The following is a 21297-nucleotide window of genomic DNA, read 5'->3' on the forward strand; positions in this document are numbered from 1 at the left end:
GAAAAAACAGAAAGAAATAACGAATATGCTGAGTAAGAAATGTTAGCGCGATGATATGTGAGGTTGTTAATAATAGCGCAGTTAATGTCAGAATATGTGATCCAGTTAGTTGTGGAACCTCATGTATCAGGTAATACGTAATAATGATGGAGTTGATACCGAGCAACAAACCAGTGCTAAAACAAACAATTTGGAATAAAACATGACTTCTTTTAATAAAGGCTGGAGATGAATAACACTTCAAGGAAAAACGGCACAAAAAAAAGAAAATTAGAAGAAAAACGGCAGTGATGCTAATCCAAGCGGTAAAGATATTTGGAGTAAAAGAATAGAAAAGACCAAATAATGCATAGTCTAAAACACATATACCCAATACGCTAAGAACAAAGGATCTGATATGGCTAGAGTAATTAATTTGATCCGTATAGATAAATGGCGCTAAACCTTGTTTCTGAACCCCAGACATACAAGAATAATCCTTTTCTTTTATCAGTACCTACAGTCTTTATTCTTTGTAAACTATAGCGTTGAGTTTATTTAAATTAACGTTAAACCCATTGAAAAGCAATGTAAATGCATCATTTGCTTGAAAAGTGATAGTTTAAAATAGATAGAGCAACAACGGGGGCTGTTTCCGTTCTCAAAACGCGATCACCGATACACCAGTTTTTAAATTGGTATTGGTTTGCTGTTTCGATTTCTGTTTCACTAAGTCCACCTTCTGGACCAATTAATAATGCAATATCAGGCGTACTATTCAGTAGTATATTTGTTTGATCTTTATTGGGGGCAAGTACAAAACGAGATGTCGGTAATTCAGATTTAACCCAGTCATTAAGAGAAATAGGCGCTAGAATTTCAGGCACACGGTTCATTCCGCATTGTTCACAGGCAGCGATTGCAACAGATCGCCAATGATCCAGTTTTTTTTGGTCACGATCGTACTTTAATCGCATTTCACAGCGATCGCTGGTTAATAATTGAATTGTGGTCACGCCCAGTTCGGTGGCTTTTTGAATCGCATAATCCATACGATCACCTTTACTCATCACTTGACCCAAAACAACATTAAAAGGCGCAGTACGATCTAATTTATTAAATTGATCAATCGACACCAAAGCATTTTTTTTGTTGATTACTGTCAGAGTGACAAGATACTCGCCACCTTTCCCGTTGAAGAAGATGGCTTGTTCTTGTTCTTTTGCGCGAAGCACACGTACCCAATGATGAAACACTGATTCTGTTAGTTCGATGGTGTTGCCAGTATTTAATTCAGTTTCGATATAAAAACGATTCATGCTTGGGTAGAGCTCTTACAAATTAGTTGAGACCAAGATCGACAACGAGTTGTCGGGTTGGTTCGGTTTGGTTCATTGAATAGAAGTGAAGAGTTGGTGCGCCGCCAGCAATTAAACGTTCACAAAGTTTCAAAATCACTTCATGACCAAAAGCTTTAATGCTTGCACTGTCATCGCCGTAAGCAGAAAGCTGTTTACGAATCCAGCGCGGGATTTCAGCGCCTGTACCATCAGCAAAACGAATTAAGTTACTTGCATTGGTAATGGGCATGATCCCTGGTGCAATTGGGATATTTACCCCAGCTTTCTCAAGACGTTCAATGAAATAGAAATAAGCATCTGGATTAAAGAAGAATTGAGTGATTCCTGCATTTGCACCAGCTTGAACTTTCTCTATAAAACGCTTGATATCAGCGTCGAAGCTGTCCGCTTGTGGATGCATTTCGGGATAAGCTGCAACTTCAATATGGAAGTGATCACCTGAATGTTCACGAATAAAGCGAACCAAGTCCTGTGCATAAGGCAACTCGCCTAAACCCACCTGACCTGAAGGTAAGTCACCACGTAGTGCTACGATGCGATCAATACCTTGAGATTTGTATAAATCTAATAGTTCAGCAATACGCACTTTGTCATCACCGATACACGAAAGGTGAGGTGCAACAGGCGTACCTTTGCCATTAAAATCATCAATCGCAGCTAAAGTACGTTCACGGGTAGAACCACCAGCACCATAAGTAATGGAAAAGAACTCTGGATTTAGCAGTTGAAGTTCTTGATGAACAACTTTTAATTTTTCTGCACCAGCATCAGTTTTTGGTGGGAAAAACTCAAAAGAAATAGGAACACGTTTCGTCATTTCAAATCCTTTTTAAAATCGCTTGGAAATTTTTAGAAAAAAGGGCAGTCCGTATAACGTCTGCCCTAAGATTCTTAGTATTTGTAAGCGTCAGATTTGAATGGACCTTCAACAGGCACACCGAGGTAATCAGCTTGTACTTGAGTTAATTGTGTCAACACACCACCAAAGCCAACAACCATTGCCGCAGCAACTTCTTCGTCTAGTTTCTTAGGAAGTACTTCTACACGGATTGCAGCTTGCTTTTGATCAGCAGGAAGATCAGCAAATTTTTCAGCAAATAAATGCATTTGACCCAATACTTGGTTAGCGAAAGAACCATCCATCACACGTGAAGGGTGACCAGTTGCATTACCAAGATTGACTAAACGACCTTCTGAAAGAAGAATTAAGTAATTGCTTTCATCTTCTGAACGATAAACTTGGTGTACTTGTGGCTTCACTTCAACCCATTTGTAACCACGTAAATAAGCTGTGTCGATTTCAGTATCAAAGTGACCGATGTTACAAACTACTGCACCAGCTTTTAAGCTATCTAACATTGCAGCATCACATACATGGTAGTTACCAGTTGTTGTCACAACAAGATCAGTATTACCTAGTAGATCATGGTTGATGTCTTCTTTCTTACCAGTTTGTACGCCATTTTTGTATGGAGAAACAACTTCGTAACCATCCATACAAGCTTGCATTGCACAAATTGGATCAACTTCAGTTACACGAACGATCATGCCTTCTTGACGTAAAGATTGTGCAGAACCTTTACCGACATCACCGTAACCAATCACAAGTGCACGACGACCAGAAAGTAGCATGTCAGTTGCACGTTTGATTGCATCATTTAATGAGTGACGGCAACCGTATTTGTTATCATTCTTCGATTTGGTAATTGAATCGTTCACGTTAATTGCAGGAACTTTAAGTGAACCGTCTTTCCACATTTCTAATAGGCGTTGTACGCCTGTTGTGGTCTCTTCAGTAATGCCGTGAATACGTTCTAAAAGAGCAGGGTATTTGTCATGAACAAGTGCTGTTAAGTCACCACCATCGTCCAAAATCATGTTGGCATCCCAAGGCTTGCCATTTACATTGATTTGTTGTTCTAAGCACCATACGTATTCTTCTTCAGTTTCGCCTTTCCAAGCGAATACTGGAATACCACGAGCAGCAATTGCCGCTGCAGCATGATCTTGTGTAGAGAAAATATTGCATGAAGTCCAACGAACTTCAGCACCGAGTTCAATCAACGTCTCAATAAGAACAGCTGTTTGGATTGTCATGTGAATACAACCCAAAATTTTTGCGCCAGCAAGAGGTTTAGCTGCTGCATAACGCTTACGTAAACCCATCAAAGCTGGCATTTCTGCTTCAGCGAGTTTGATTTCTTTACGACCGTAGTCAGCAAGGGAAATATCAGCAACTTTATAATCTGTAAATGAAGCATTCACCGCGTTCATCAGGATCTCCTAGAAAAAAATAGTATGGATCGTTCTGTTCGCGGATGCCGTTGTTGGTTAAAACGAATGTTCAACCGATCGTCGAGCCTGGCAAGTTGATTTATAATACAAATCAAATGTCGCAGCATCCCTCGACTAGGACATTATAATACTTGGAAAATAGTTTTGTTCCAATGATATTTTTTAGGAGATGGCTAGAAAATGAAGCTTTGATCTTGGGTGTTATTGAAGTTGTAAATTATTTTTATATACATCAATCAAGGATTCCAAATCCCTTTGAAATCCTAAGATCGTTATAAAGCTGTAAATAAGTCATTATGCTTTTAGGTGGTCTTCAAATTCTTCACCGAGTTGCATTGCTAAAGCATTGCCAGATAGATCGCCAGTGACTAAGCCATATTCTTTTTTAAAGCTAAAGGTAAAACCACGATTATCTGTCAGATTTTTAACTGAATATCCTAATTTTTCTAACCAAATACGAAACGCCAATAAATTTTTTGCTTTAACAACTCTGTTTTTCATACGAGAACTCCTTGTGAACCTGTAATTATTAATAAGGGTAGGTTAAAAATTTTTAAAGGGGCATTAGATAGATTTATTTTTCCGCGTGTAAGTAATGTAAAAATAGAGTAATTTCCACCTGCAGGAATTCATCTATAATTTTTATAAGTTACTGTAAATTTAGAGAAAAATAAATATTTTTTTTAGATTTTTTGAATATTAAATTAATAAAAATTTTATCTTTAAATGTAAAAAAAGATTTCACTTTCCACTTTGGTTATATCGTAAAAAGTGAAATCTATGTGATTTGGTGAGATCTTTAGAACTGGTCTTTTAGATGACGGATTCGTGCAAACTCTTCAGCGCTTTCTGTCCTCAAGAAGGGATTCGTTGCGAGTTCTAATTCTATGGTACTCGGGAGCGTAATTTGATTGGTTTCTCGTAATGCCCTAACTTGTTTCATCCTTTCTTGTAATGCGACGTTATGCGGTTCTATAGTGATCGCAAATTCAGCATTGGCAAGCGTGTATTCATGTGTACAGTATACTTTAGTTTGGATAGGCAGGGCTGCTAACCTATTTAATGAATGGTACATTTGTTCAGCCGTACCTTCAAACAGACGTCCACATCCCATTGCAAACAATGTATCACCACAAAAAAGTGCATCAATGGCTTCAATGAAGTAAACGATATGCCCCAATGTATGGCCAGGCGTTGCAATGATTTCAACTTTTAAATCATTAAAGTGAAAATGATCATCTTGTTGCAGTGGGTTGGAGATAAAAGAAATTTTGCTCAGCTCATCTCTAGGGCCATACACTGCAATATTTTCATTAGCGGATAAATCCTCTACTCCACCCGTATGATCGGGGTGCCAATGCGTGAGCCAAATTTGTTGTAGCTGCAAATGATGTTGTTCACAAAAATCTTTGACTAAACTTGCTTCTGTTGGATCAATCGCCACAACTTGTTTTGTCGTTGTATCTTCCAATAACCATATATAGTTTTTTAAGGCATTTTGTACGTCAATCGCATGGATTTTATAATGCATAGCCAATTCCTAAATCATTGTTTCATGTGGTTATTGCCAGTAAGATGATAGAGCGTCATCAACTTTTGCTAGTGTAAGTGTAAATTTCTTATCATGCAAAGTGAGCATCGAAGAGGGTATGGATGATGACTGTTTTGGACAGATAGTGACGACAAGAATAAGTGAAAATCTTTATGATTGACAAGGGGGCGGTTTTCGATAAATATGAAATAAAAGTTTTATAAGTTAATGATTTATATTCATCTTTAGATTTATATTTTATTTAAAAATGCTAAATGATTTTCGTGATTAGATTTAACAATATAAATACATAGGATTGATTAAAGGACGATGAGTTTATAAATCATAAAGAACAAGCGAGGGGGTGCTATGTCGGATTTAAAAGACCATGAAGTGGTCAGTATTTTTAAGCAATATTTATATCCGCTATCTGCCAAACTCACCGAAATGTTGAATGAACATTTTAGCCATCAAACTGAACGTCGAGGTTGTGGATATACGCAGGCAACACGGGTAATCGCTGAGTTTGTATCACAGCCGCGTGATGCGTTGGGGTTTCAGGATTTACGTATTTTTGATGATTACGATACGAAAGGATTAAGAAATATTTTAAGTCAAGCAGCCTCATACGGGCTTGAGTTAACAACATGGCGGAATCTTGATATTCATGTTGATGTTCAGCAAAGCCTAAAACGTTTAAATCCAGATGATGGCTATACGCAGAACTTACAGCAGGAAGTTGATTTTCAAGCCAAACTTAGAACACTTTATCAATATGCTGAGCGAGAAGAAAGTAGACTCATTTGTCAGTTACTTGCAGATATTATCCTTCCTCAAGATGTTCAACATATTGAAATAATTGAATGCCAAGCTTTAGAGGAAAAACCTAAGGTTGGCTCGTGTCCGATGGCAGAAAAATTCTTCTTGAGAATTGCACATCATCGTCTATTGAGACAAGGTGAAATTAATATTTTCGTCGATGAGCATGATCAGCCAGTCATGATGGAAAAGATGAATATGGGGGATAATCACTCTTGTATTAGTCTGGTTCCTTTACTTATGAATGGTGTGCGCTTACCAGCGGGGAGCCTTTTCTCTACAAACTATGAGATCGAGCCGCTAGAAAAGAATAAAAACAAACAATATAAAGGTTATGTGATCCCCATTTCTTCAATGAAAGGTTTTTGGTTTCTACGACTGACGACACTGGCGGTTTCTCCTGAAAATCGAGCGCGTGCATTCGGATATCATTTTAAACAACAAGTTGATAATGGATTATTTCGACCCGATACGACTGAATTGAGTCAATTGATGGAAATTGCTCAAGATCAAATCTATGTAGGAAATCCATGCTAAAAGCTTGCTACTCGCCACGCTATTATGCGCAAACGCATACCAATAGTATGGAGAAACTGACTGCAGTTGCTGAAGTGCTACAGCAGCAACAGTGGGTTGAATTGATAGATCCTGGACTTATAGACATTGATATCTTGAAAAAACTACATAACCCGCAATATGTAGATGCCTTTTTTGCAGGTGATTCAAGTTTCGCGACTGTACAAGGATTTAAACCTTGGAATCCACAACTACGTGATGCCATTTTGTCGGTACAGGCTGGGCAATTGGTCGGTGCTGAGATCGCATTGAAAGAAGGAATTGCTGCCAATATTGCACAAGGTTTTCACCATGCGAGTTATGATTCTGGGGCCGCTTACTGTACCTTTAATGGTTTGGCATTAATTGCAAAACAATTTCCGGACAAACGAATTTTTATTTTAGATTGTGATCAGCATGGTGGGGATGGTACTGCGATTTTCACCAATCGTATGCCGAATTTGATTAATTTTGGCATTTTTGGTATCCGCTTTGGTTGTAAGGCGGGAGAGCGTAGTTTGACTCGTTATTCATCCAAAGCAAGGTAATTTTGATTTGTATCGAGAAGCGATTTTAGAAGCTTTTCAATATGCATCACGTTGGGACGCTGATCTTATCGTTTATCAAGCGGGCATGGATTGTCATCAACATGATAAATATGGATCAAAATGGTTTACTACAGCACTCTTGTTTGAGCGTGATCGGATTGTGTTTGAGATGGCGAAGAAAATGAAAATTCCTTTGCTTTTCGTTTTGGCTGGTGGCTATCAACCTTTGGAGGATTTGGTTCCTTTGCATGTCAATACATTCAAAGCAGCGCATCAAATTTATTTTGCTGAGGTTTAGCCTAGCTATAGAAAAAATGCTCTCGCGAGGAGAGCATTGAATTGGGCGTTTAGCGTAATTTTGCTAACCATTCTCCAAATGACTGTACAAACTGAACCAATAATAAAAGTACGATAACGGTCAGGATGACCACACTACTATCGAAACGCTGATAGCCATAGGAAATAGCAAGATCACCGATTCCACCTGCACCCACAGCACCTGCCATCGCTGTTGCACCAATCAATGAAATGGTACCTGTGGTGAGATTGAGAATGAGAGAGCTACGTGCTTCGGGCACGATAAATTTGAATACAATTTGCCAAGGACTAGCACCCATCGCTTGTGCAGACTCAATAATGCCTTCATTTACTTCAAGTAAAGAAGTTTCGATGAGTCGACCAAGATAAGGACCGACATAAATGGTTAATGGTACGATAGCAGCCCATGTTCCGATTGATGTACCAACCAAAAACTTTGTAAATGGAATGACGGCGATTAATAAAATGATAAATGGGATTGAACGTAGGGCATTCACGATTGGATTGAGTGCATAGTAAATCGCACGGTTTTGTAAAATCCCGCCATTACGTGTGACTACCAAAGTAATACCTTGAATAAATCCCCAAATGCATCCAAATAGCAATGCAAAGAATACCATCTGTAAGGTTTCTTCCAGTGCCGTTACAAATTGATCAATGGATAATGAACTTTGCCAAAATGGAGCTGTGATTTCAGTCAGCCATTGTACAATTAAATCTCTCATTGGCTTACTCCTGACTGTTCAACTTTGACACCCTGACTTTCTAAGAATTGAATCGCTTCCTGAATAATCGTTGGGTCGCCTAAAAGTTGGATAAACATTTGACCGATCACAGTGCCATTAATCTCAGTCATGTTGGCAAATAAAATATTTAAACTAATATCAAATTGCTTAATCACGGATTGAATAACGGTTTCTTGGGCTGATGTTCCTAAGAATTGCAGATTATAGATACTGTTATGATGTTTGTGTTCAAGATTATTCAAGATATTGATCGGCAATTGTTGCTGCAATACTGTTTGGATAAATGTCTTGGTTGTTGGGTGTTGTGGTTGACTGAATATATCTAAGGTGCGACCTGTCTCAATGACTTTGCCAGCTTCCATGACTGCGACATAGTCACAGATAGATTCAATCACATCCATTTCATGAGTAACCATCACAATGGTGATGTTCTGTTCTTGATTAATTTTCTTTAATAATGCTAAAACGGATTGTGTGGTTTGAGGGTCCAGTGCAGACGTTGCCTCATCACATAGCAAAATCTTAGGATGATTCGCAAGCGCACGCGCAATACCTACACGTTGCTTTTGACCGCCTGAAAGCTCATCTGGATAAGCATCTTTTTTATGTTTAAGGTCAATAAAATCTAGCAACTCTGCAAGACGTTTTTCACGTTCGACTTTGCTATGACCTAACAGTTTAAGTGGCATTTCAATATTTTCAGCCACTGTTTTGGTTTGCAATAAGTTAAAGTGCTGAAAAATCATGCCAATATTTGCACGTTCTCGACGAAGTGTACGCGCATCCATTGCAGTAAAGTCTTTTTGATTAATCATCACTTGTCCGTGGGTCGGACGCTCCAGTAAATTAATCAAACGGATTAAGGTACTTTTACCTGCACCACTATAACCGATAATGCCAAAAATGCTGCCATCAGGGATCTCTAAGTTGATTTGATCCAGCGCAGTGATCGTTTGACCTTTGAGCTGATAGTGTTTGGAAATATTTTTAAATTGGATCATATCGTCAATACTAAGCAGAAAAGAAAAACAGGCAAAATCACTTTGCCTGTTTTGTTGAGAAAAGTATATTACGGATTCTCTTCAGTGAGATAGCTGATTGGCTTATTTACATCAACTTTTGTACCAGCAAAATGATCTTGTACATATTGTTTTACTGCATCAGTGTGATAAAGCGCACCGACTTTTTGTAAAACAGGATCATCTTTGCGAGATTCAGCCGTTGCTAGAACATTGACGTTTAACTTGGTGCTTTGATCAATTGGTTCATAGAAGATTGCATCTTTAAGAACGTTTAGACCACCTTCCATTGCAAGGGTATTACCCAATAAAATCGCATCAACCTCATCTTTAACACGTACAGCTGTTGCCATTTGAATTGGTTTGATCACAATGTTCTTCGGATTTTCAATCACATCAGCTGGTGTTCCTTTTACAGGATCAAAGTCAGCTTTTAATTTAATTAAACCCGCGCTTTGTAAAAGTAATAAAGCACGAGATTCATTTGCCCCATCGTTAGGGATTGCAATCGTTGCACCATTGGCAAACTCTTCAACTTTTTTTACCTTGCTTGAGTAGATTCCCATTGGTTCTAAATAAGTTGTAGAGACTGGCGCAATTTTGTCTTTATTTGCTGCATTGAATGCAACGAGATATGCATAGGATTGAAATGCATTCAAATCGACTTCTTTATTTGCAACAGCAGTATTCATTGCAACATAGTCAGTAAAATTTTTAATTTGAAGTTTTAGTCCAGCAGCTTGGGTTTCAGGCAAGCTTGCAATGTGACGCCAAATATCAGCATCAGAACCTGTAGAAGCAATAACGACAGTTTGTAATGCACCTGCATCTTTGTTCTGTTCAGCAGTGTTATCTGGCTGTTTGCTGCATGCCGCAAGCAACAACACTGATACACTTAAAAAAAGGCTAATCAGCTTTTTCATGTGGAAATCCTAACCAAAATAATGCTGAGAAAGTAATGTTATTCTCGCATTGATGTAATCGCTTTGAGGATGCAAATTGGCTTTATACAAAAAATAATCACATGAATTATTTCTTGGGTATTTGCCATTATGATTCCATGATTTTAAGAAAAATAAGTGAACATTCATGTGCTTATTTGGAACCAATAAATAATGCAGACATCCATTCACATCTTTTCAAACCAAATATTGGTCTAGCTGTTGGTTTTCTGTTGATTGGATAAAATAGCTTAATCATTTGATAATCATGAAAAAGCATATTCCTTTAACATAAAAACAACATCTAAAATTGTGCCAATCATAGCAATATTTTGGTAAGGGTTATAGTGGTCTGCATGATACTCAAGAGTATAAGCATCTGATTATCTAAAGGAATTATGTGCATAGTAAATGTAAATTAATGATAGTTTTATAGATTTTTGCAAATGTTTGATTGGTGATTTTGGTGAAATAAATAATATATATTTTTCTGAACTCTATATATGCAAATTGAATAAAGAATGTAAATTGATAGCGTTTCAGGAATAAAAAAGCCTTCCGAAGAAGGCCTTATTCACAATAAAATTATTCAGCTTTTTCGCGAGCAATTGCACGATAACCAATATCACTACGATATTGCATACCTGTAAATGTCACTTGGCCACATACTTCTAATGCATTGATCTGAGCTTCCAGTACAGTGTCACCTAAGGCTGTTACGCAAAGGACGCGGCCACCAGCAGTAACAATATGACCATCATCAGTCATAGCTGTGCCAGCATGAAAGATTTTGGTGTCTTCAGGCGATTGACCGATACCCGAAATGACATCACCTTTACGAACAGTTTCAGGATAGCCTTCGGCAGCAAGAACGATACCAATAGATTTGCGGTCATCCCATTCAGCTTCGCTTGGTAAGTTACCTTCAATACCAGCCTCAACCAGATCAACTAGAGATGATTTCAAACGCATCATAATAGGCTGTGTTTCTGGATCACCAAAACGACAGTTGAATTCGATCACACGTGGTTGACCTTGATCATCAATCATCAAACCAGCATATAAGAAGCCCGTGTAGACATGACCATCTGCTGCCATACCATCAACTGTCGGGCGCATCACTTCATTCATGACACGTTCAAAAACTTCTGCTGTAACGACGGGAGCAGGAGAGTAAGCACCCATACCGCCAGTATTCGGTCCTTGGTCGCCCTCAAAGATGCGTTTGTGGTCTTGAGAAGTTGCCATTGGTAAAATATTTTTACCATCAATCATGCAAATAAAGCTTGCTTCTTCGCCAGCTAAGAATTGCTCAATCACAACACGAGACCCAGCGTCACCGAACTTGTTGCCCGCCAACATGTCATCAATCGCATCAAAAGCTTCTTGGTTGGTCATCGCAACGATAACGCCTTTACCCGCTGCTAAGCCGTCAGCTTTAATTACAATCGGAGCGCCATTTTTCTCAACATAAGCTTTTGCAGCATCAACTTCAGTAAATACGTCATAGAAAGCTGTAGGAATGTTATGGCGTTTTAAGAAATGCTTAGCGAATGCTTTTGAGCCTTCAAGTTGAGCCGCATATTGAGTTGGTCCCCAGATTTTTAGACCTGCTTCACGTGCAGCATCAACGACACCATTGACCAATGGTGCTTCTGGCCCAACGATAACAAGCGCAACATCATTTGCTTTTGCAAATGCAATAATTGCAGGGTTGTCTAAAATATCGAGGTCAATATTTTCACATTTGTCTTCAGTTGCTGTACCCGCATTGCCTGGTGCGACAAAGACTTTAGCAACTTTTTCATCTTGTGCGATTTTCCATGCAAGTGCATGTTCACGGCCACCGCTACCTAATACTAAAATATTCATTATTAAGTTATTTCCTTTTTAAGTATCTCTAGTACATCCACTAAAAATAGAAAATTCCCCCTTGAGATGCAACTAAAACATCGCAAGAGGGATTTTTAAAATCTATTAGTGACGGAAATGACGCATACCCGTGAAGACCATTGCAATACCAGCTTCATCCGCTGCTGCAATTGTTTCTTCGTCGCGCATAGAACCACCCGGTTGAATGATACATTTGATACCAGCTTTAGCAGCGTTATCAATACCATCACGGAATGGGAAGAACGCATCAGATGCCATCACTGCACCTTCAACGACTAAACCAGCATGTTCAGCTTTGATCGCCGCAATACGAGCAGAGTTTACACGACTCATCTGACCTGCGCCTACACCAATGGTTTGACGGTTTTTTGCATACACAATCGCATTTGATTTTACGTATTTTGCAACTTTCCAAGCAAAGATCATGTCATCAATTTCTTGTTCAGTTGGTGCACGCTTGGTCACAACCTTTAGGTCATCTTTAGTGATCATGCCCAAATCTTGATCTTGAACAAGTAGGCCGCCGTTAACGCGTTTATAGTCAAGTTGTGGAGCACGTGCATCAATTGCAGGTAATTCACCGCACACCATGACGCGTACATTTTTCTTTGCGCCTGTAACTTCAAGTACACCATTAGCAATGCTTGGTGCAATGATTACTTCAACGAATTGACGATCGACAATTGCTTGAGCAGTTTCTACATCTAACTCACGGTTAAATGCAATGATGCCACCAAATGCAGACTCTGGATCAGTTGCATAAGCAAGATCATAAGCCACTTTGATACCATCTAAAGAAACGGCAACACCACAAGGGTTCGCATGTTTAACGATAACGCATGCAGGTTTTGCAAATGATTTAACACACTCAAGTGCAGCATCAGTATCGGCGATATTGTTATAAGAAAGCTCTTTACCTTGTAATTGTTTCGCAGTAGAAACTGACGCTTCTTTAGCATTTGCTTCTACATAAAATGCAGCATTTTGGTGTGGGTTTTCACCGTAACGTAAATCTTGTGCTTTATTTAACTGCGTATTGAATGTACGAGGGAATAAATCTGCTTCGCCCTCAGTTTTACCTACACGTGCACCTAAATAAGAAGCGATCATGCCATCATACTGAGCAGTGTGTTCAAATGCTTTTACTGCTAAATCGAAACGAGTCTCGTAAGAGAGTGAACCATTTTGCTTTAATTCAGCAACAACAGTGTCATAGTCAGATGCATTGACAATAATACCCACAGAAGCATGGTTTTTTGCTGCTGCACGAACCATGGTTGGGCCACCGATATCGATATTTTCAATCGCATCAGCAAGAGAGCAATTTGGCTTCGCTACAGTTTCAGCAAATGGATAAAGGTTCACAATCACCAGATCAATTGGATCAATATTGTGTTCTTGCATAACAGCTTCGTCCAGACCACGACGAGCTAAGATGCCACCATGAATTTTTGGATGAAGTGTTTTTACACGACCATCCATCATTTCAGGAAAACCTGTATGTTCAGAAACTTCTACGACAGCGATATTGTTGTCTTTAAGCAACTTATAAGTACCGCCTGTAGATAAAATTTCTACCCCGAGAGCTGCAAGATTTTGAGCAAATTCAACGATTCCAGTTTTGTCTGAAACAGAGATTAACGCACGTTTGATAGTCATGATTTAAGTCAACAGTTTGAAGTCTACAGATTAAAACAAATAGGCATAAAAAATGCCCACGAGAACGTGAGCATTTTATCAATTATTCACTCATTAAACCGTGAGCTTTTAACTTTTTACGTAAAGTTCCACGGTTAAGACCTAGAATCTCAGCAGCACGCGTTTGGTTGCCACGAGTATATTCTAAGACCACAGACAAAAGAGGTTTCTCCATTTCTGCTAGAACCATGTCATACACTTGAGATGGTTGCTCACCTTGCAATTGTGCAAAATAATGACGAACTGCGCGATCAACGTGGATGCGAAGAGCGACATCAGATTGAGCCGTAAAAATAGGAGATTTGCTATTCATGCGTGTTAATCCGAAAAATCAAATATCACTTGGGTAAAGTGATATATAAATGTGGTCTAAAATTATTGAGCCCTGTTTTAGATCCTAAAACAGTGACTCTAAAACAAAGGAACTATTAGCTTGCCACAAATCCTCGAATTGTGTAAAAAATAAGCGTAACAATAGTTAAATATTTGTTACGACCTACTTTCAAAAACAAAAAAACCAACTATGCGCTTATAAGGTAGAAGCACAGTTCGTTTAACGATTTTTTGTCTGTGAAATACGAGGAGTAAGTGGGTTAAAGCTTTCGTGGCGCGTATCATACCACTGTCTGCGAAAAAGTGAGCAAATTAACTGCACTTTTTTTATATTTTTTTGTCATTTTTTTTAATTTTTAGGGTTGTACAATTTCTAAACTATAATTTGTAAAACTATTTCTGCTTTTTGGGACCGTAAAATCGAATTTAAATGGGCTATTTGAGGGAATGCGTTGAATGGTTTTTAAGCTATCCACGAGGTAGTCTTCTGGTTTTAGTGTGATGCTTGAAATCACAACATCATTATCCTTTAGCACAACCTGTATAGAGGGGAGCAAGATACTATGCTTATTATGATTAGTAATAATACCTGAAAAACGCGTACTATCCTGTTCGGCACGTCTCAGATTGACTTTTTCAAAGTTTAAATATTTATACTGACCATCTCTTGCTTTACAAGTAATCACAGAACAGGCTGTATTAAAAGTTCTGTTTAATGCGGGGCTGTCATGCATCAGCTTCGGATTGAACCACAAAATTTGGAAGGCAAATACCAAAATTAAGGTGATATTGCCGATACCCCAAAGGGTGTAATAGAGCCAACCATGCTGTTTATCTGCAGTCTCTTCATCTATTAATAGTGTATCTTCTGAAAGATTTAGATTGGGCAATGCCGTAACAGGTTCAGTATTAAAATAATTTAAGTTATTGAGATAGGTGAGTAGATCAATATTTGAATTTTCAATTTTTTGATCAAAAATGCTTAATATTTGCATTTGCTTTTCAGCAAACGTGCTATCGGGTTGGATTGAAGAAAATAAAGAGCGATTTGTGGACGTCGGAATGGTTTCGCTTGTCTGAGACTCCAATAAATTGGTCAATGCATTAAAGTTAATGACACATTTTGGACAACAAACCATGCCCTGTGCAACACTGAGTTGTGAAAGGGTCACTTTATACACGGTTGAGCATTTGGGGCAGCGGGTTTGTTTTTCACTCATAAGTTATAGCGATCTCAAATTGTTTTTCGTTTTCCTGAAATGCGGCACCAGTTTTCTTCACGCTTTTCGATCTCTAATATATCAAAAAACTCAGCGTAAACACTAGAAACATCAGCAACTTGCTCTTCAATTACACCTGCAAGTGCGAACTCGCCCTCATTTTTGATTAAAGTTGAGAATTCGGGCGCGAGTGCCATTAACGGGCCAGCTAAAATATTTGCAACCAACACGTCAGCTTGTTGTGAATTGAATTCTTGATCGAACTCTTCAGGTAAGCCAACAAACAGACGATCAAGTACGCCATTTAATTCAGCGTTTTGCTTGGTTGCTAATACAGCTTGTGGGTCAATATCAGTGGCATAGACTTTTTTTGCACCCAATAACAATGCAGCAACACCTAAAATGCCTGAACCACAACCATAATCAATCACAATTTTATCTTTTACGTCGGTTTTACCTAACCATTGTAAGCACAAAAAAGTACTAGCATGATTACCTGTGCCAAAAGCAAGACCAGGATCTAGTTTAATATTGGTTGCATCTGCTTCAGGCGGTTCCAACCATTCTGGAACGATCCAATATTTTTCACCAATTTGAATGGGTTCATAATAATCCATCCATGCACGTTCCCAAACTTGGTTTTCTAAAGTTTCATGGCGCATAGGTACATCAGGGAGTTGAGCCTTTAAAAAAGCTTCTAAGCGATCAACATCAATTGGATCATCTTCTTCTTGTTGGTAAATACCTGTAACGATAACTTTATTCCAAAGTGGTGTTTCACCAGGAAGTGGTTCGAGTAAGGCCTGATCTTCAGCATCATCTAAAGTTACGCTGACTGCACCCAGAGATAAAAGTAGGGTTTCACACAGTTCAACTTGATTTTGATCAACAGTAATATGAATTTGTAGCCAGTTCACAGGACAACCTAAGTAAATAAATTTGTGGTTATTGTAAAGGATTCGTGTTGTATAAAGGGAGTCTATAATGAGTAGTTTACAATTTTAAGATGAATTATTTCGCGGTTTACTTTCAATATGCTGAAATAAATAAAGGATATAGTTCATAACTATATCCTTTATAGGTTATTTATAAGGAATTAAAAATACTTGGACAACTTAAGGTGCTGCTTGTTCATTTTGCATCATTGGTTGTTCAGTATTTTCAATTGGCGCCGCTAATTCATTAGGTGATTGAATTTGGGGTGGTGCAGATTCAACTGGAGCACCACTAACTGGACGAGGTTCTGATTGAGTTTCAGAAATTCTGCTTTGAGTCTCTGGCGGTGTGTCAGATGTAGGCATTGGCGGTTGGAAAATGAGTTTATCATTTTCATCATTTTGACAAGCGCCATTATAAACAACACCTTTATAGGCAAATGAAACTGCATCGCCTTGTTTTTTACCTTTACAGACCTGTTGATATTTCTGAGTGAGTTGATCTGCGGCAGTTTTTGCATTTGCTTGAGCTGTCACAGTAAAACATAATCCACAGATCAGTGATGATAATAAAAGCTTCGAGTTCATATCATTTTCCTAAGTATTTGTTATGCATGTATTAGGATAGGAAATTTTTTCAGAAAAACAGTGTTGTTCAAGTTAACGATTCTAGGGCACTTTGTTAAAAATACATGAAAAGTGCAACATAAAGTTTCTTTTTGTGTCATTTCTAATTGAATCAGTCTTTTGCTCAGTGTGAGATTTTGATTGGTTTTTTTCATACTATGGCAAAATTCCTGTATAATGCTCTGTCATTTTTTGAATACACATTTACCACTATGCACTATCCTAAAGTTTACGACGTTATCGTAATTGGTGGCGGTCACGCTGGTACGGAAGCGGCACTTGCAGCTGCACGTATGGGAAGACAAACATTATTGTTGACGCATAATATTGAGACTTTGGGCCAGATGAGCTGTAACCCAGCGATTGGTGGTATTGGTAAATCACATTTAGTTCGTGAGATTGATGCGCTCGGCGGTGCAATGGCACTTGCTGCGGATAAAGGCGGTATTCAATTCCGTATCCTCAATTCCCGTAAAGGCGCTGCTGTACGTGCAACGCGCGCGCAAGCTGATCGTGTGCGTTTTAAAGCCGCGATTCGTCATACCCTAGAAAACCAAGCAAACTTGGATATTTTCCAACAAGCTGCTGATGATTTAATTGTTGAAGGGGATACTGTAAAGGGTGTTGTTACCCAAATGGGTATTCGTTTTGATACTAAAACAGTGGTATTGACGACAGGTACCTTTTTAGGTGGAGTTATCCATATTGGTTTACAAAATTCAAGCGGTGGTCGTGCCGGTGATCCTCCTTCAATTGCTTTGGCGCATCGTTTACGTGAGTTAAAACTCCCTGTCGGACGTTTAAAAACAGGTACGCCACCGCGTATTGATGCGCGTACCGTTGATTTCTCTGTGATGACACCTCAGCCGGGTGATTTCCCATCTCCAGTGATGTCATTTATGGGCGATGCATCGATGCACCCTGAACAGGTGAATTGCTACATTACTCATACCAGTGAAAAAACCCATGAGATTATTCGTGGTGGTTTAGATCGTTCACCAATGTATACCGGTGTGATTGAAGGGGTGGGACCTCGTTACTGTCCTTCGATTGAAGACAAAATTCATCGTTTTGCGGATAAAGATTCGCACCAAGTATTCCTTGAGCCTGAAGGCTTAGATACACATGAACTTTATCCGAATGGTATCTCAACCTCTTTGCCATTTGATGTCCAGTTCAATCTAGTTCGTTCGATTCGCGGTATGGAAAATGCTCATATTCTGCGTCCAGGTTACGCAATCGAATATGACTATTTCAATCCGCAAGCATTGAAATTTACCCTTGAAACCAAAGCGATTCAGAACTTGTATTTTGCTGGCCAGATTAATGGTACCACTGGTTATGAAGAAGCAGGTGCTCAAGGTTTACTTGCTGGTTTGAATGCTGCACGCCGTGCATGGGAACAAGAAGAATGGACACCAAAACGTGATCAAGCCTATATGGGTGTACTTGTAGACGACTTGATTACATTGGGAACTAAAGAACCATATCGAATGTTTACCTCTCGTGCGGAATATCGTTTGATGTTGCGTGAAGATAATGCGGATCAACGTTTGACAGAGATTGGTCGTGAACTTGGTTTGGTTGATGATGAACGTTGGGCGGCTTATAGTGAGAAAATGGAAGCAGTTGAGCGTGAAACTTCTCGTTTGCAACATTTATGGGCTGCGCCGAATAACCCAATGGGCAAAAAGTTCGTTGAAATGACAGGTGCAGATCTAAGCAAAGAGTGTAGCGCAATTGATTTGTTGAAACGTCCAAATATTAATTTTGCTCAAATTGCTGAATTAACAGGTTCAGAAGTTTCGCAACAAGTCGGTGAGCAAATCGAAATTGCAGTGAAATACGAAGGTTATATTAACCGTCAGCATGAAGACGTTGCTCAGTTAAAGCGTCTTGAAGAAACTAAGATTCCTGCCGATTTTGAGTTTGATGGTATTTCTGGTTTATCTCGTGAAATTACATTGAAGTTGAAAACAGTTCGACCAGAAACATTGGCTCAAGCTAGTCGTATTCCGGGAGTAACTCCAGCGGCAGTACAATTGCTTATGATTACGATTCGTAAAAGTCATATGGCAAAAAAATCAGCATAAGTCTGATTAACAGAAAATGATAAAAACACTCTTTTAAAGGGTGTTTTTTTCTGTTTGTTTTGTATGTACTTTTAAATGCATTCGATAAGGTATAAAACTTAATGAAAAATTGGATGTTTTTATTCATAGCTATAGTTGCTGAAGTGATTGCTACCTCTGCTTTAAAAAGTAGTGAGGGTTTTACTAAGCCAATCGCTTCATTTGTGGTGGTTGTGGGTTATGTCATTGCATTTTATTTTTTATCTTTAACTTTAAAAGCAATTCCTGTAGGGATTGCTTATGCGATATGGTCTGGCGTTGGTATTGTTTTAATTACCACTGTTGCTTGGTTCATGTTTGGTCAAAAACTAGATTTGTGGGGAATTGTGGGAATTGCACTGATTATGAGTGGTGTATTGATTTTAAACTTATTGTCCAAAACGAGTGGGCATTAATTCATTTTAAAAAGTTCTCTATGTTTTAGATAAAATGTTGTTTTCATGATTGCTGCAAATGTTCGTTGAACAATTATTTAAAGTGTATATGTGCAGTACAAAAGCTCCTTTTACTTCTTAGTTAGATTATACTAGATCAGTAACTAGTTGTGACTTTATAAAAAAGTTAATAATTATGGAAAATAATCAGCAATCGAAATATCTAGAACTACTGAAATTACGCAGAAGACTCATAGGGATTATTTTTGTATTTCCATCTGTTGTAATTTTAATTAGTATGTTGCTTAGGGTTGAAGAACATTACATTTTGATTTCACTACCAATAGCTTTAATTCCAATTGGATATATTTCTATATTTTATTTTCTAGCAAAAGATATATGCCCATGGTGTGGTCAAAGTTTTTTTATTGGAAAGAATTTTAATGGTCTTGATTTTTTAATTAGGAAGACTTGTGTCTGTTGCGGGGAGCCGAAAAGTCAAAATAACGTGTAAAAATTTTAAAATATAGTTTGTGCCAATTATTCGCTCGTCAGTAATTGGTTTTTACTTCCTCCAAACACACCACGTCGTTTAATTGATAGTAGTCCTTATCGAGACGAATAGGTATGTGGGAGCAAGGGTAAGTAAAACGGCTATAATTTTTTCATTTCACAATAGTATTAGTTTTTTACAGTATTGAAAAAGGGAATAGTATATCTATTCCCTTTTAGCACTAACGAAAATTACCTAATTATTTTAGACTTAAAACAAAAAATCTCTATAAAACCACCTCAATTCCCTGACGTAAATTTAATTGGTCAAGTTTAGAATTTTCATCAATTTTTGCAAAAGCTTTAGGCAGTAAACGACGAGCTGCTTTATTCACCCTTTTCTCTAACCAAATAGGCATTTTCATGGCGAGAGGGTTGGTTTCAGTGGTCGAAGCATCGGTCATCACGCGAGTTCCCATGATGTAATCAAACCAAGGTCGCGTGACACACCAGTTGGCATTTTGATTACTGGTCATGTGGTGATCATAGTGCCAAGGAATACGTTTTTTTGCATATTCGGGATCTAGATGAGATTTGGCATGAACTTTCCAGTAGTTCCAAATCCCATAATATAAACCTGCTGTAAAAAATGGTGCAACGGGTAGAAAAACTGTAGAGACAGCGGCTAAACCAATTAATGCTGTTTTTTCATTGTACATTTCAGAGTTTTTAAACATTGACTCTGCATAACCTTCATCATGAAAATCATTTAAACGAGCACGTTTATGATGGGCGATATGAGTAAAGAAGGGGCTATTTCTATTTTTACTTGGAAATTCATGTAACCATATCTTATGAAAATACCATTCCATCCCATTTGCGACAAAGATACCTACTGGAAAACCGATCATATTCGTTAACCTCATAAAATATGATCAGATTGTAGAAACTTAATGGTGAAAGTTTTTGACTGAACTGGCAGGTTTGATTTGCCGATCAAATCAAATTATTGTTGTTTTCGTTGTCGATAGGCTGTTGGTGTTTCACCTGTCCAACGTTTAAAAGCCCTTGAGAATGCAGATGGTTCAGAGAAACCAGTAAGATAGACGATTTGATCAATTGATTCTTGGGTTTGAGAGAGTAAGCGCCGAGCAAGCCGTTCACGATATTGTGCAATTACTTTTTCATAGCTGGTATTCAGAAGTTGCAAATCCGCTCTTAAACTGCGGGCACTACGATCTAATCGACTAGCAACAATATTCTGATCAAACTCACTCGATTCCAATAATCCGCTCGCCAAGATCTTTTCTATCTCATGAATAAGTTGATGTTTATGTAAAAGCTCAAGTTGTGAGGCGGCATGGTGTTCATGGACTTTTAATAACTCAGGTTCATAAGCAGGCGAAGGATGGTCTAATAATTTCGCATCAAAGAAAAGACGACCTTCAGTTTGTCCAAGTCTGACATGACACCCCCATATC

Annotated in this window: 19 protein-coding genes and 2 pseudogenes; 4 read left to right on the forward strand and 17 right to left on the reverse strand. The window is 38.4% G+C overall.

The window, feature by feature from the left end:
* The 6 genes and pseudogenes from HMPREF0023_RS16825 to gloB form a co-directional block, all read right to left on the reverse strand.
* Positions 1–466: pseudogene (locus tag HMPREF0023_RS16825) on the reverse strand (histidine kinase); the annotation flags it as partial.
* A gap of 112 nt (positions 467–578) precedes the next feature.
* Positions 579–1298, reverse strand: a complete 720-nt coding sequence (locus tag HMPREF0023_RS01335) for a 16S rRNA (uracil(1498)-N(3))-methyltransferase (protein ID WP_005082027.1) — start codon at positions 1296–1298, stop codon at positions 579–581.
* Positions 1299–1320: 22 nt separating this feature from the next.
* Positions 1321–2157, reverse strand: coding sequence for a methylenetetrahydrofolate reductase [NAD(P)H] (metF, locus tag HMPREF0023_RS01340; protein WP_005082028.1), 837 nt, complete (start codon positions 2155–2157; stop codon positions 1321–1323).
* A 74-nt stretch (positions 2158–2231) separates the two neighbouring features.
* Positions 2232–3614: an adenosylhomocysteinase gene (gene ahcY / locus HMPREF0023_RS01345; RefSeq protein ID WP_004638491.1), complete on the reverse strand. Its 1383-nt coding sequence runs from the start codon at positions 3612–3614 to the stop codon at positions 2232–2234.
* 315 nt (positions 3615–3929) lie between these two features.
* Entirely contained in the window at positions 3930–4136 is a 207-nt protein-coding gene (locus HMPREF0023_RS01350) for a hypothetical protein (RefSeq protein ID WP_004638493.1), read from the reverse strand.
* 298 nt (positions 4137–4434) lie between these two features.
* Positions 4435–5166 (reverse strand): hydroxyacylglutathione hydrolase, encoded by a 732-nt coding sequence (gene gloB, locus HMPREF0023_RS01355; protein ID WP_004638494.1) that lies wholly within the window; start codon positions 5164–5166, stop codon positions 4435–4437.
* A 369-nt stretch (positions 5167–5535) separates the two neighbouring features.
* On the opposite strand from gloB, the gene HMPREF0023_RS01360 reads away from it, so the two are divergent.
* On the forward strand, positions 5536–6522 hold the full coding sequence (locus tag HMPREF0023_RS01360; RefSeq protein WP_005082029.1) for a hypothetical protein: 987 nt from the start codon (positions 5536–5538) through the stop codon (positions 6520–6522).
* A pseudogene (locus HMPREF0023_RS01365) lies at positions 6516–7386 on the forward strand (histone deacetylase). The gene HMPREF0023_RS01360 and the pseudogene HMPREF0023_RS01365 overlap by 7 nt, the downstream one beginning before the upstream one ends.
* A gap of 49 nt (positions 7387–7435) precedes the next feature.
* Here HMPREF0023_RS01365 and HMPREF0023_RS01370 read toward each other — a convergent pair.
* From HMPREF0023_RS01370 to HMPREF0023_RS01410, 9 genes are all read right to left on the reverse strand, one after another.
* Positions 7436–8131 (reverse strand): methionine ABC transporter permease, encoded by a 696-nt coding sequence (locus tag HMPREF0023_RS01370; protein ID WP_004638497.1) that lies wholly within the window; start codon positions 8129–8131, stop codon positions 7436–7438.
* The gene (locus tag HMPREF0023_RS01375; protein WP_005082032.1) at positions 8128–9153 is read right to left on the reverse strand and encodes a methionine ABC transporter ATP-binding protein; all 1026 of its coding nucleotides are present in this window, start codon (positions 9151–9153) and stop codon (positions 8128–8130) included. Before HMPREF0023_RS01375 ends, HMPREF0023_RS01370 begins: the two co-directional genes overlap by 4 nt.
* A 68-nt stretch (positions 9154–9221) precedes the next feature.
* A complete protein-coding gene (locus HMPREF0023_RS01380) occupies positions 9222–10094 on the reverse strand; it encodes a MetQ/NlpA family ABC transporter substrate-binding protein (protein ID WP_005082033.1) in 873 nt (290 codons plus the stop codon).
* 603 nt (positions 10095–10697) lie between these two features.
* The gene (gene purD / locus HMPREF0023_RS01385) at positions 10698–11984 is read right to left on the reverse strand and encodes a phosphoribosylamine--glycine ligase (RefSeq protein ID WP_004638502.1); all 1287 of its coding nucleotides are present in this window, start codon (positions 11982–11984) and stop codon (positions 10698–10700) included.
* 105 nt (positions 11985–12089) lie between these two features.
* A complete protein-coding gene (gene purH / locus HMPREF0023_RS01390; protein ID WP_005082034.1) occupies positions 12090–13664 on the reverse strand; it encodes a bifunctional phosphoribosylaminoimidazolecarboxamide formyltransferase/IMP cyclohydrolase in 1575 nt (524 codons plus the stop codon).
* Between the two features lie 82 nt (positions 13665–13746).
* Positions 13747–14016, reverse strand: a complete 270-nt coding sequence (fis, locus tag HMPREF0023_RS01395; protein ID WP_001086304.1) for a DNA-binding transcriptional regulator Fis — start codon at positions 14014–14016, stop codon at positions 13747–13749.
* A 376-nt stretch (positions 14017–14392) separates the two neighbouring features.
* Positions 14393–15256, reverse strand: coding sequence for a DUF3426 domain-containing protein (locus HMPREF0023_RS01400; RefSeq protein ID WP_005091003.1), 864 nt, complete (start codon positions 15254–15256; stop codon positions 14393–14395).
* 14 nt (positions 15257–15270) lie between these two features.
* Positions 15271–16173: a 50S ribosomal protein L11 methyltransferase gene (prmA, locus tag HMPREF0023_RS01405; protein ID WP_005082037.1), complete on the reverse strand. Its 903-nt coding sequence runs from the start codon at positions 16171–16173 to the stop codon at positions 15271–15273.
* A gap of 198 nt (positions 16174–16371) precedes the next feature.
* Positions 16372–16779 (reverse strand): hypothetical protein, encoded by a 408-nt coding sequence (locus HMPREF0023_RS01410; protein ID WP_005082038.1) that lies wholly within the window; start codon positions 16777–16779, stop codon positions 16372–16374.
* A 251-nt stretch (positions 16780–17030) separates the two neighbouring features.
* Here HMPREF0023_RS01410 and mnmG point away from each other — a divergent pair, with 251 nt between their 5' ends.
* A complete protein-coding gene (gene mnmG / locus HMPREF0023_RS01415; protein ID WP_017394626.1) occupies positions 17031–18911 on the forward strand; it encodes a tRNA uridine-5-carboxymethylaminomethyl(34) synthesis enzyme MnmG in 1881 nt (626 codons plus the stop codon).
* A gap of 101 nt (positions 18912–19012) precedes the next feature.
* Positions 19013–19345, forward strand: a complete 333-nt coding sequence (locus HMPREF0023_RS01420) for a DMT family transporter (RefSeq protein ID WP_005082041.1) — start codon at positions 19013–19015, stop codon at positions 19343–19345.
* Between the two features lie 758 nt (positions 19346–20103).
* On the opposite strand, the gene HMPREF0023_RS01430 is transcribed toward HMPREF0023_RS01420, so the two are convergent.
* Complete coding sequence (locus tag HMPREF0023_RS01430; protein ID WP_005082042.1) at positions 20104–20727, reverse strand: sterol desaturase family protein; 624 nt, start codon at positions 20725–20727, stop codon at positions 20104–20106.
* A gap of 95 nt (positions 20728–20822) precedes the next feature.
* A partial coding sequence (locus HMPREF0023_RS01435) for a helix-turn-helix domain-containing protein (protein ID WP_008940961.1) occupies positions 20823–21297 on the reverse strand: 475 nt, incomplete at its 5' end.

The organism is Acinetobacter sp. ATCC 27244 (genome assembly GCF_000156555.1).
In the GTDB taxonomy this organism is placed as follows: domain Bacteria; phylum Pseudomonadota; class Gammaproteobacteria; order Pseudomonadales; family Moraxellaceae; genus Acinetobacter; species Acinetobacter haemolyticus.

Excerpts from the sequence above, each read along its gene's own strand:
- HMPREF0023_RS01335 (WP_005082027.1), bottom strand. The coding sequence starts at position 1,298 with ATGAATCGTTTTTATATCGAAACTGAATTAAATACTGGCAACACCATC.
- metF (WP_005082028.1), bottom strand. The coding sequence starts at position 2,157 with ATGACGAAACGTGTTCCTATTTCTTTTGAGTTTTTCCCACCAAAAACT.
- ahcY (WP_004638491.1), bottom strand. The coding sequence starts at position 3,614 with ATGAACGCGGTGAATGCTTCATTTACAGATTATAAAGTTGCTGATATT.
- HMPREF0023_RS01350 (WP_004638493.1), bottom strand. The coding sequence starts at position 4,136 with ATGAAAAACAGAGTTGTTAAAGCAAAAAATTTATTGGCGTTTCGTATT.
- gloB (WP_004638494.1), bottom strand. The coding sequence starts at position 5,166 with ATGCATTATAAAATCCATGCGATTGACGTACAAAATGCCTTAAAAAAC.
- HMPREF0023_RS01360 (WP_005082029.1), top strand. The coding sequence starts at position 5,536 with ATGTCGGATTTAAAAGACCATGAAGTGGTCAGTATTTTTAAGCAATAT.
- HMPREF0023_RS01370 (WP_004638497.1), bottom strand. The coding sequence starts at position 8,131 with ATGAGAGATTTAATTGTACAATGGCTGACTGAAATCACAGCTCCATTT.
- HMPREF0023_RS01375 (WP_005082032.1), bottom strand. The coding sequence starts at position 9,153 with ATGATCCAATTTAAAAATATTTCCAAACACTATCAGCTCAAAGGTCAA.
- HMPREF0023_RS01380 (WP_005082033.1), bottom strand. The coding sequence starts at position 10,094 with ATGAAAAAGCTGATTAGCCTTTTTTTAAGTGTATCAGTGTTGTTGCTT.
- purD (WP_004638502.1), bottom strand. The coding sequence starts at position 11,984 with ATGAATATTTTAGTATTAGGTAGCGGTGGCCGTGAACATGCACTTGCA.
- purH (WP_005082034.1), bottom strand. The coding sequence starts at position 13,664 with ATGACTATCAAACGTGCGTTAATCTCTGTTTCAGACAAAACTGGAATC.
- fis (WP_001086304.1), bottom strand. The coding sequence starts at position 14,016 with ATGAATAGCAAATCTCCTATTTTTACGGCTCAATCTGATGTCGCTCTT.
- HMPREF0023_RS01400 (WP_005091003.1), bottom strand. The coding sequence starts at position 15,256 with ATGAGTGAAAAACAAACCCGCTGCCCCAAATGCTCAACCGTGTATAAA.
- HMPREF0023_RS01410 (WP_005082038.1), bottom strand. The coding sequence starts at position 16,779 with ATGAACTCGAAGCTTTTATTATCATCACTGATCTGTGGATTATGTTTT.
- mnmG (WP_017394626.1), top strand. The coding sequence starts at position 17,031 with ATGCACTATCCTAAAGTTTACGACGTTATCGTAATTGGTGGCGGTCAC.
- HMPREF0023_RS01420 (WP_005082041.1), top strand. The coding sequence starts at position 19,013 with ATGAAAAATTGGATGTTTTTATTCATAGCTATAGTTGCTGAAGTGATT.
- HMPREF0023_RS01430 (WP_005082042.1), bottom strand. The coding sequence starts at position 20,727 with ATGATCGGTTTTCCAGTAGGTATCTTTGTCGCAAATGGGATGGAATGG.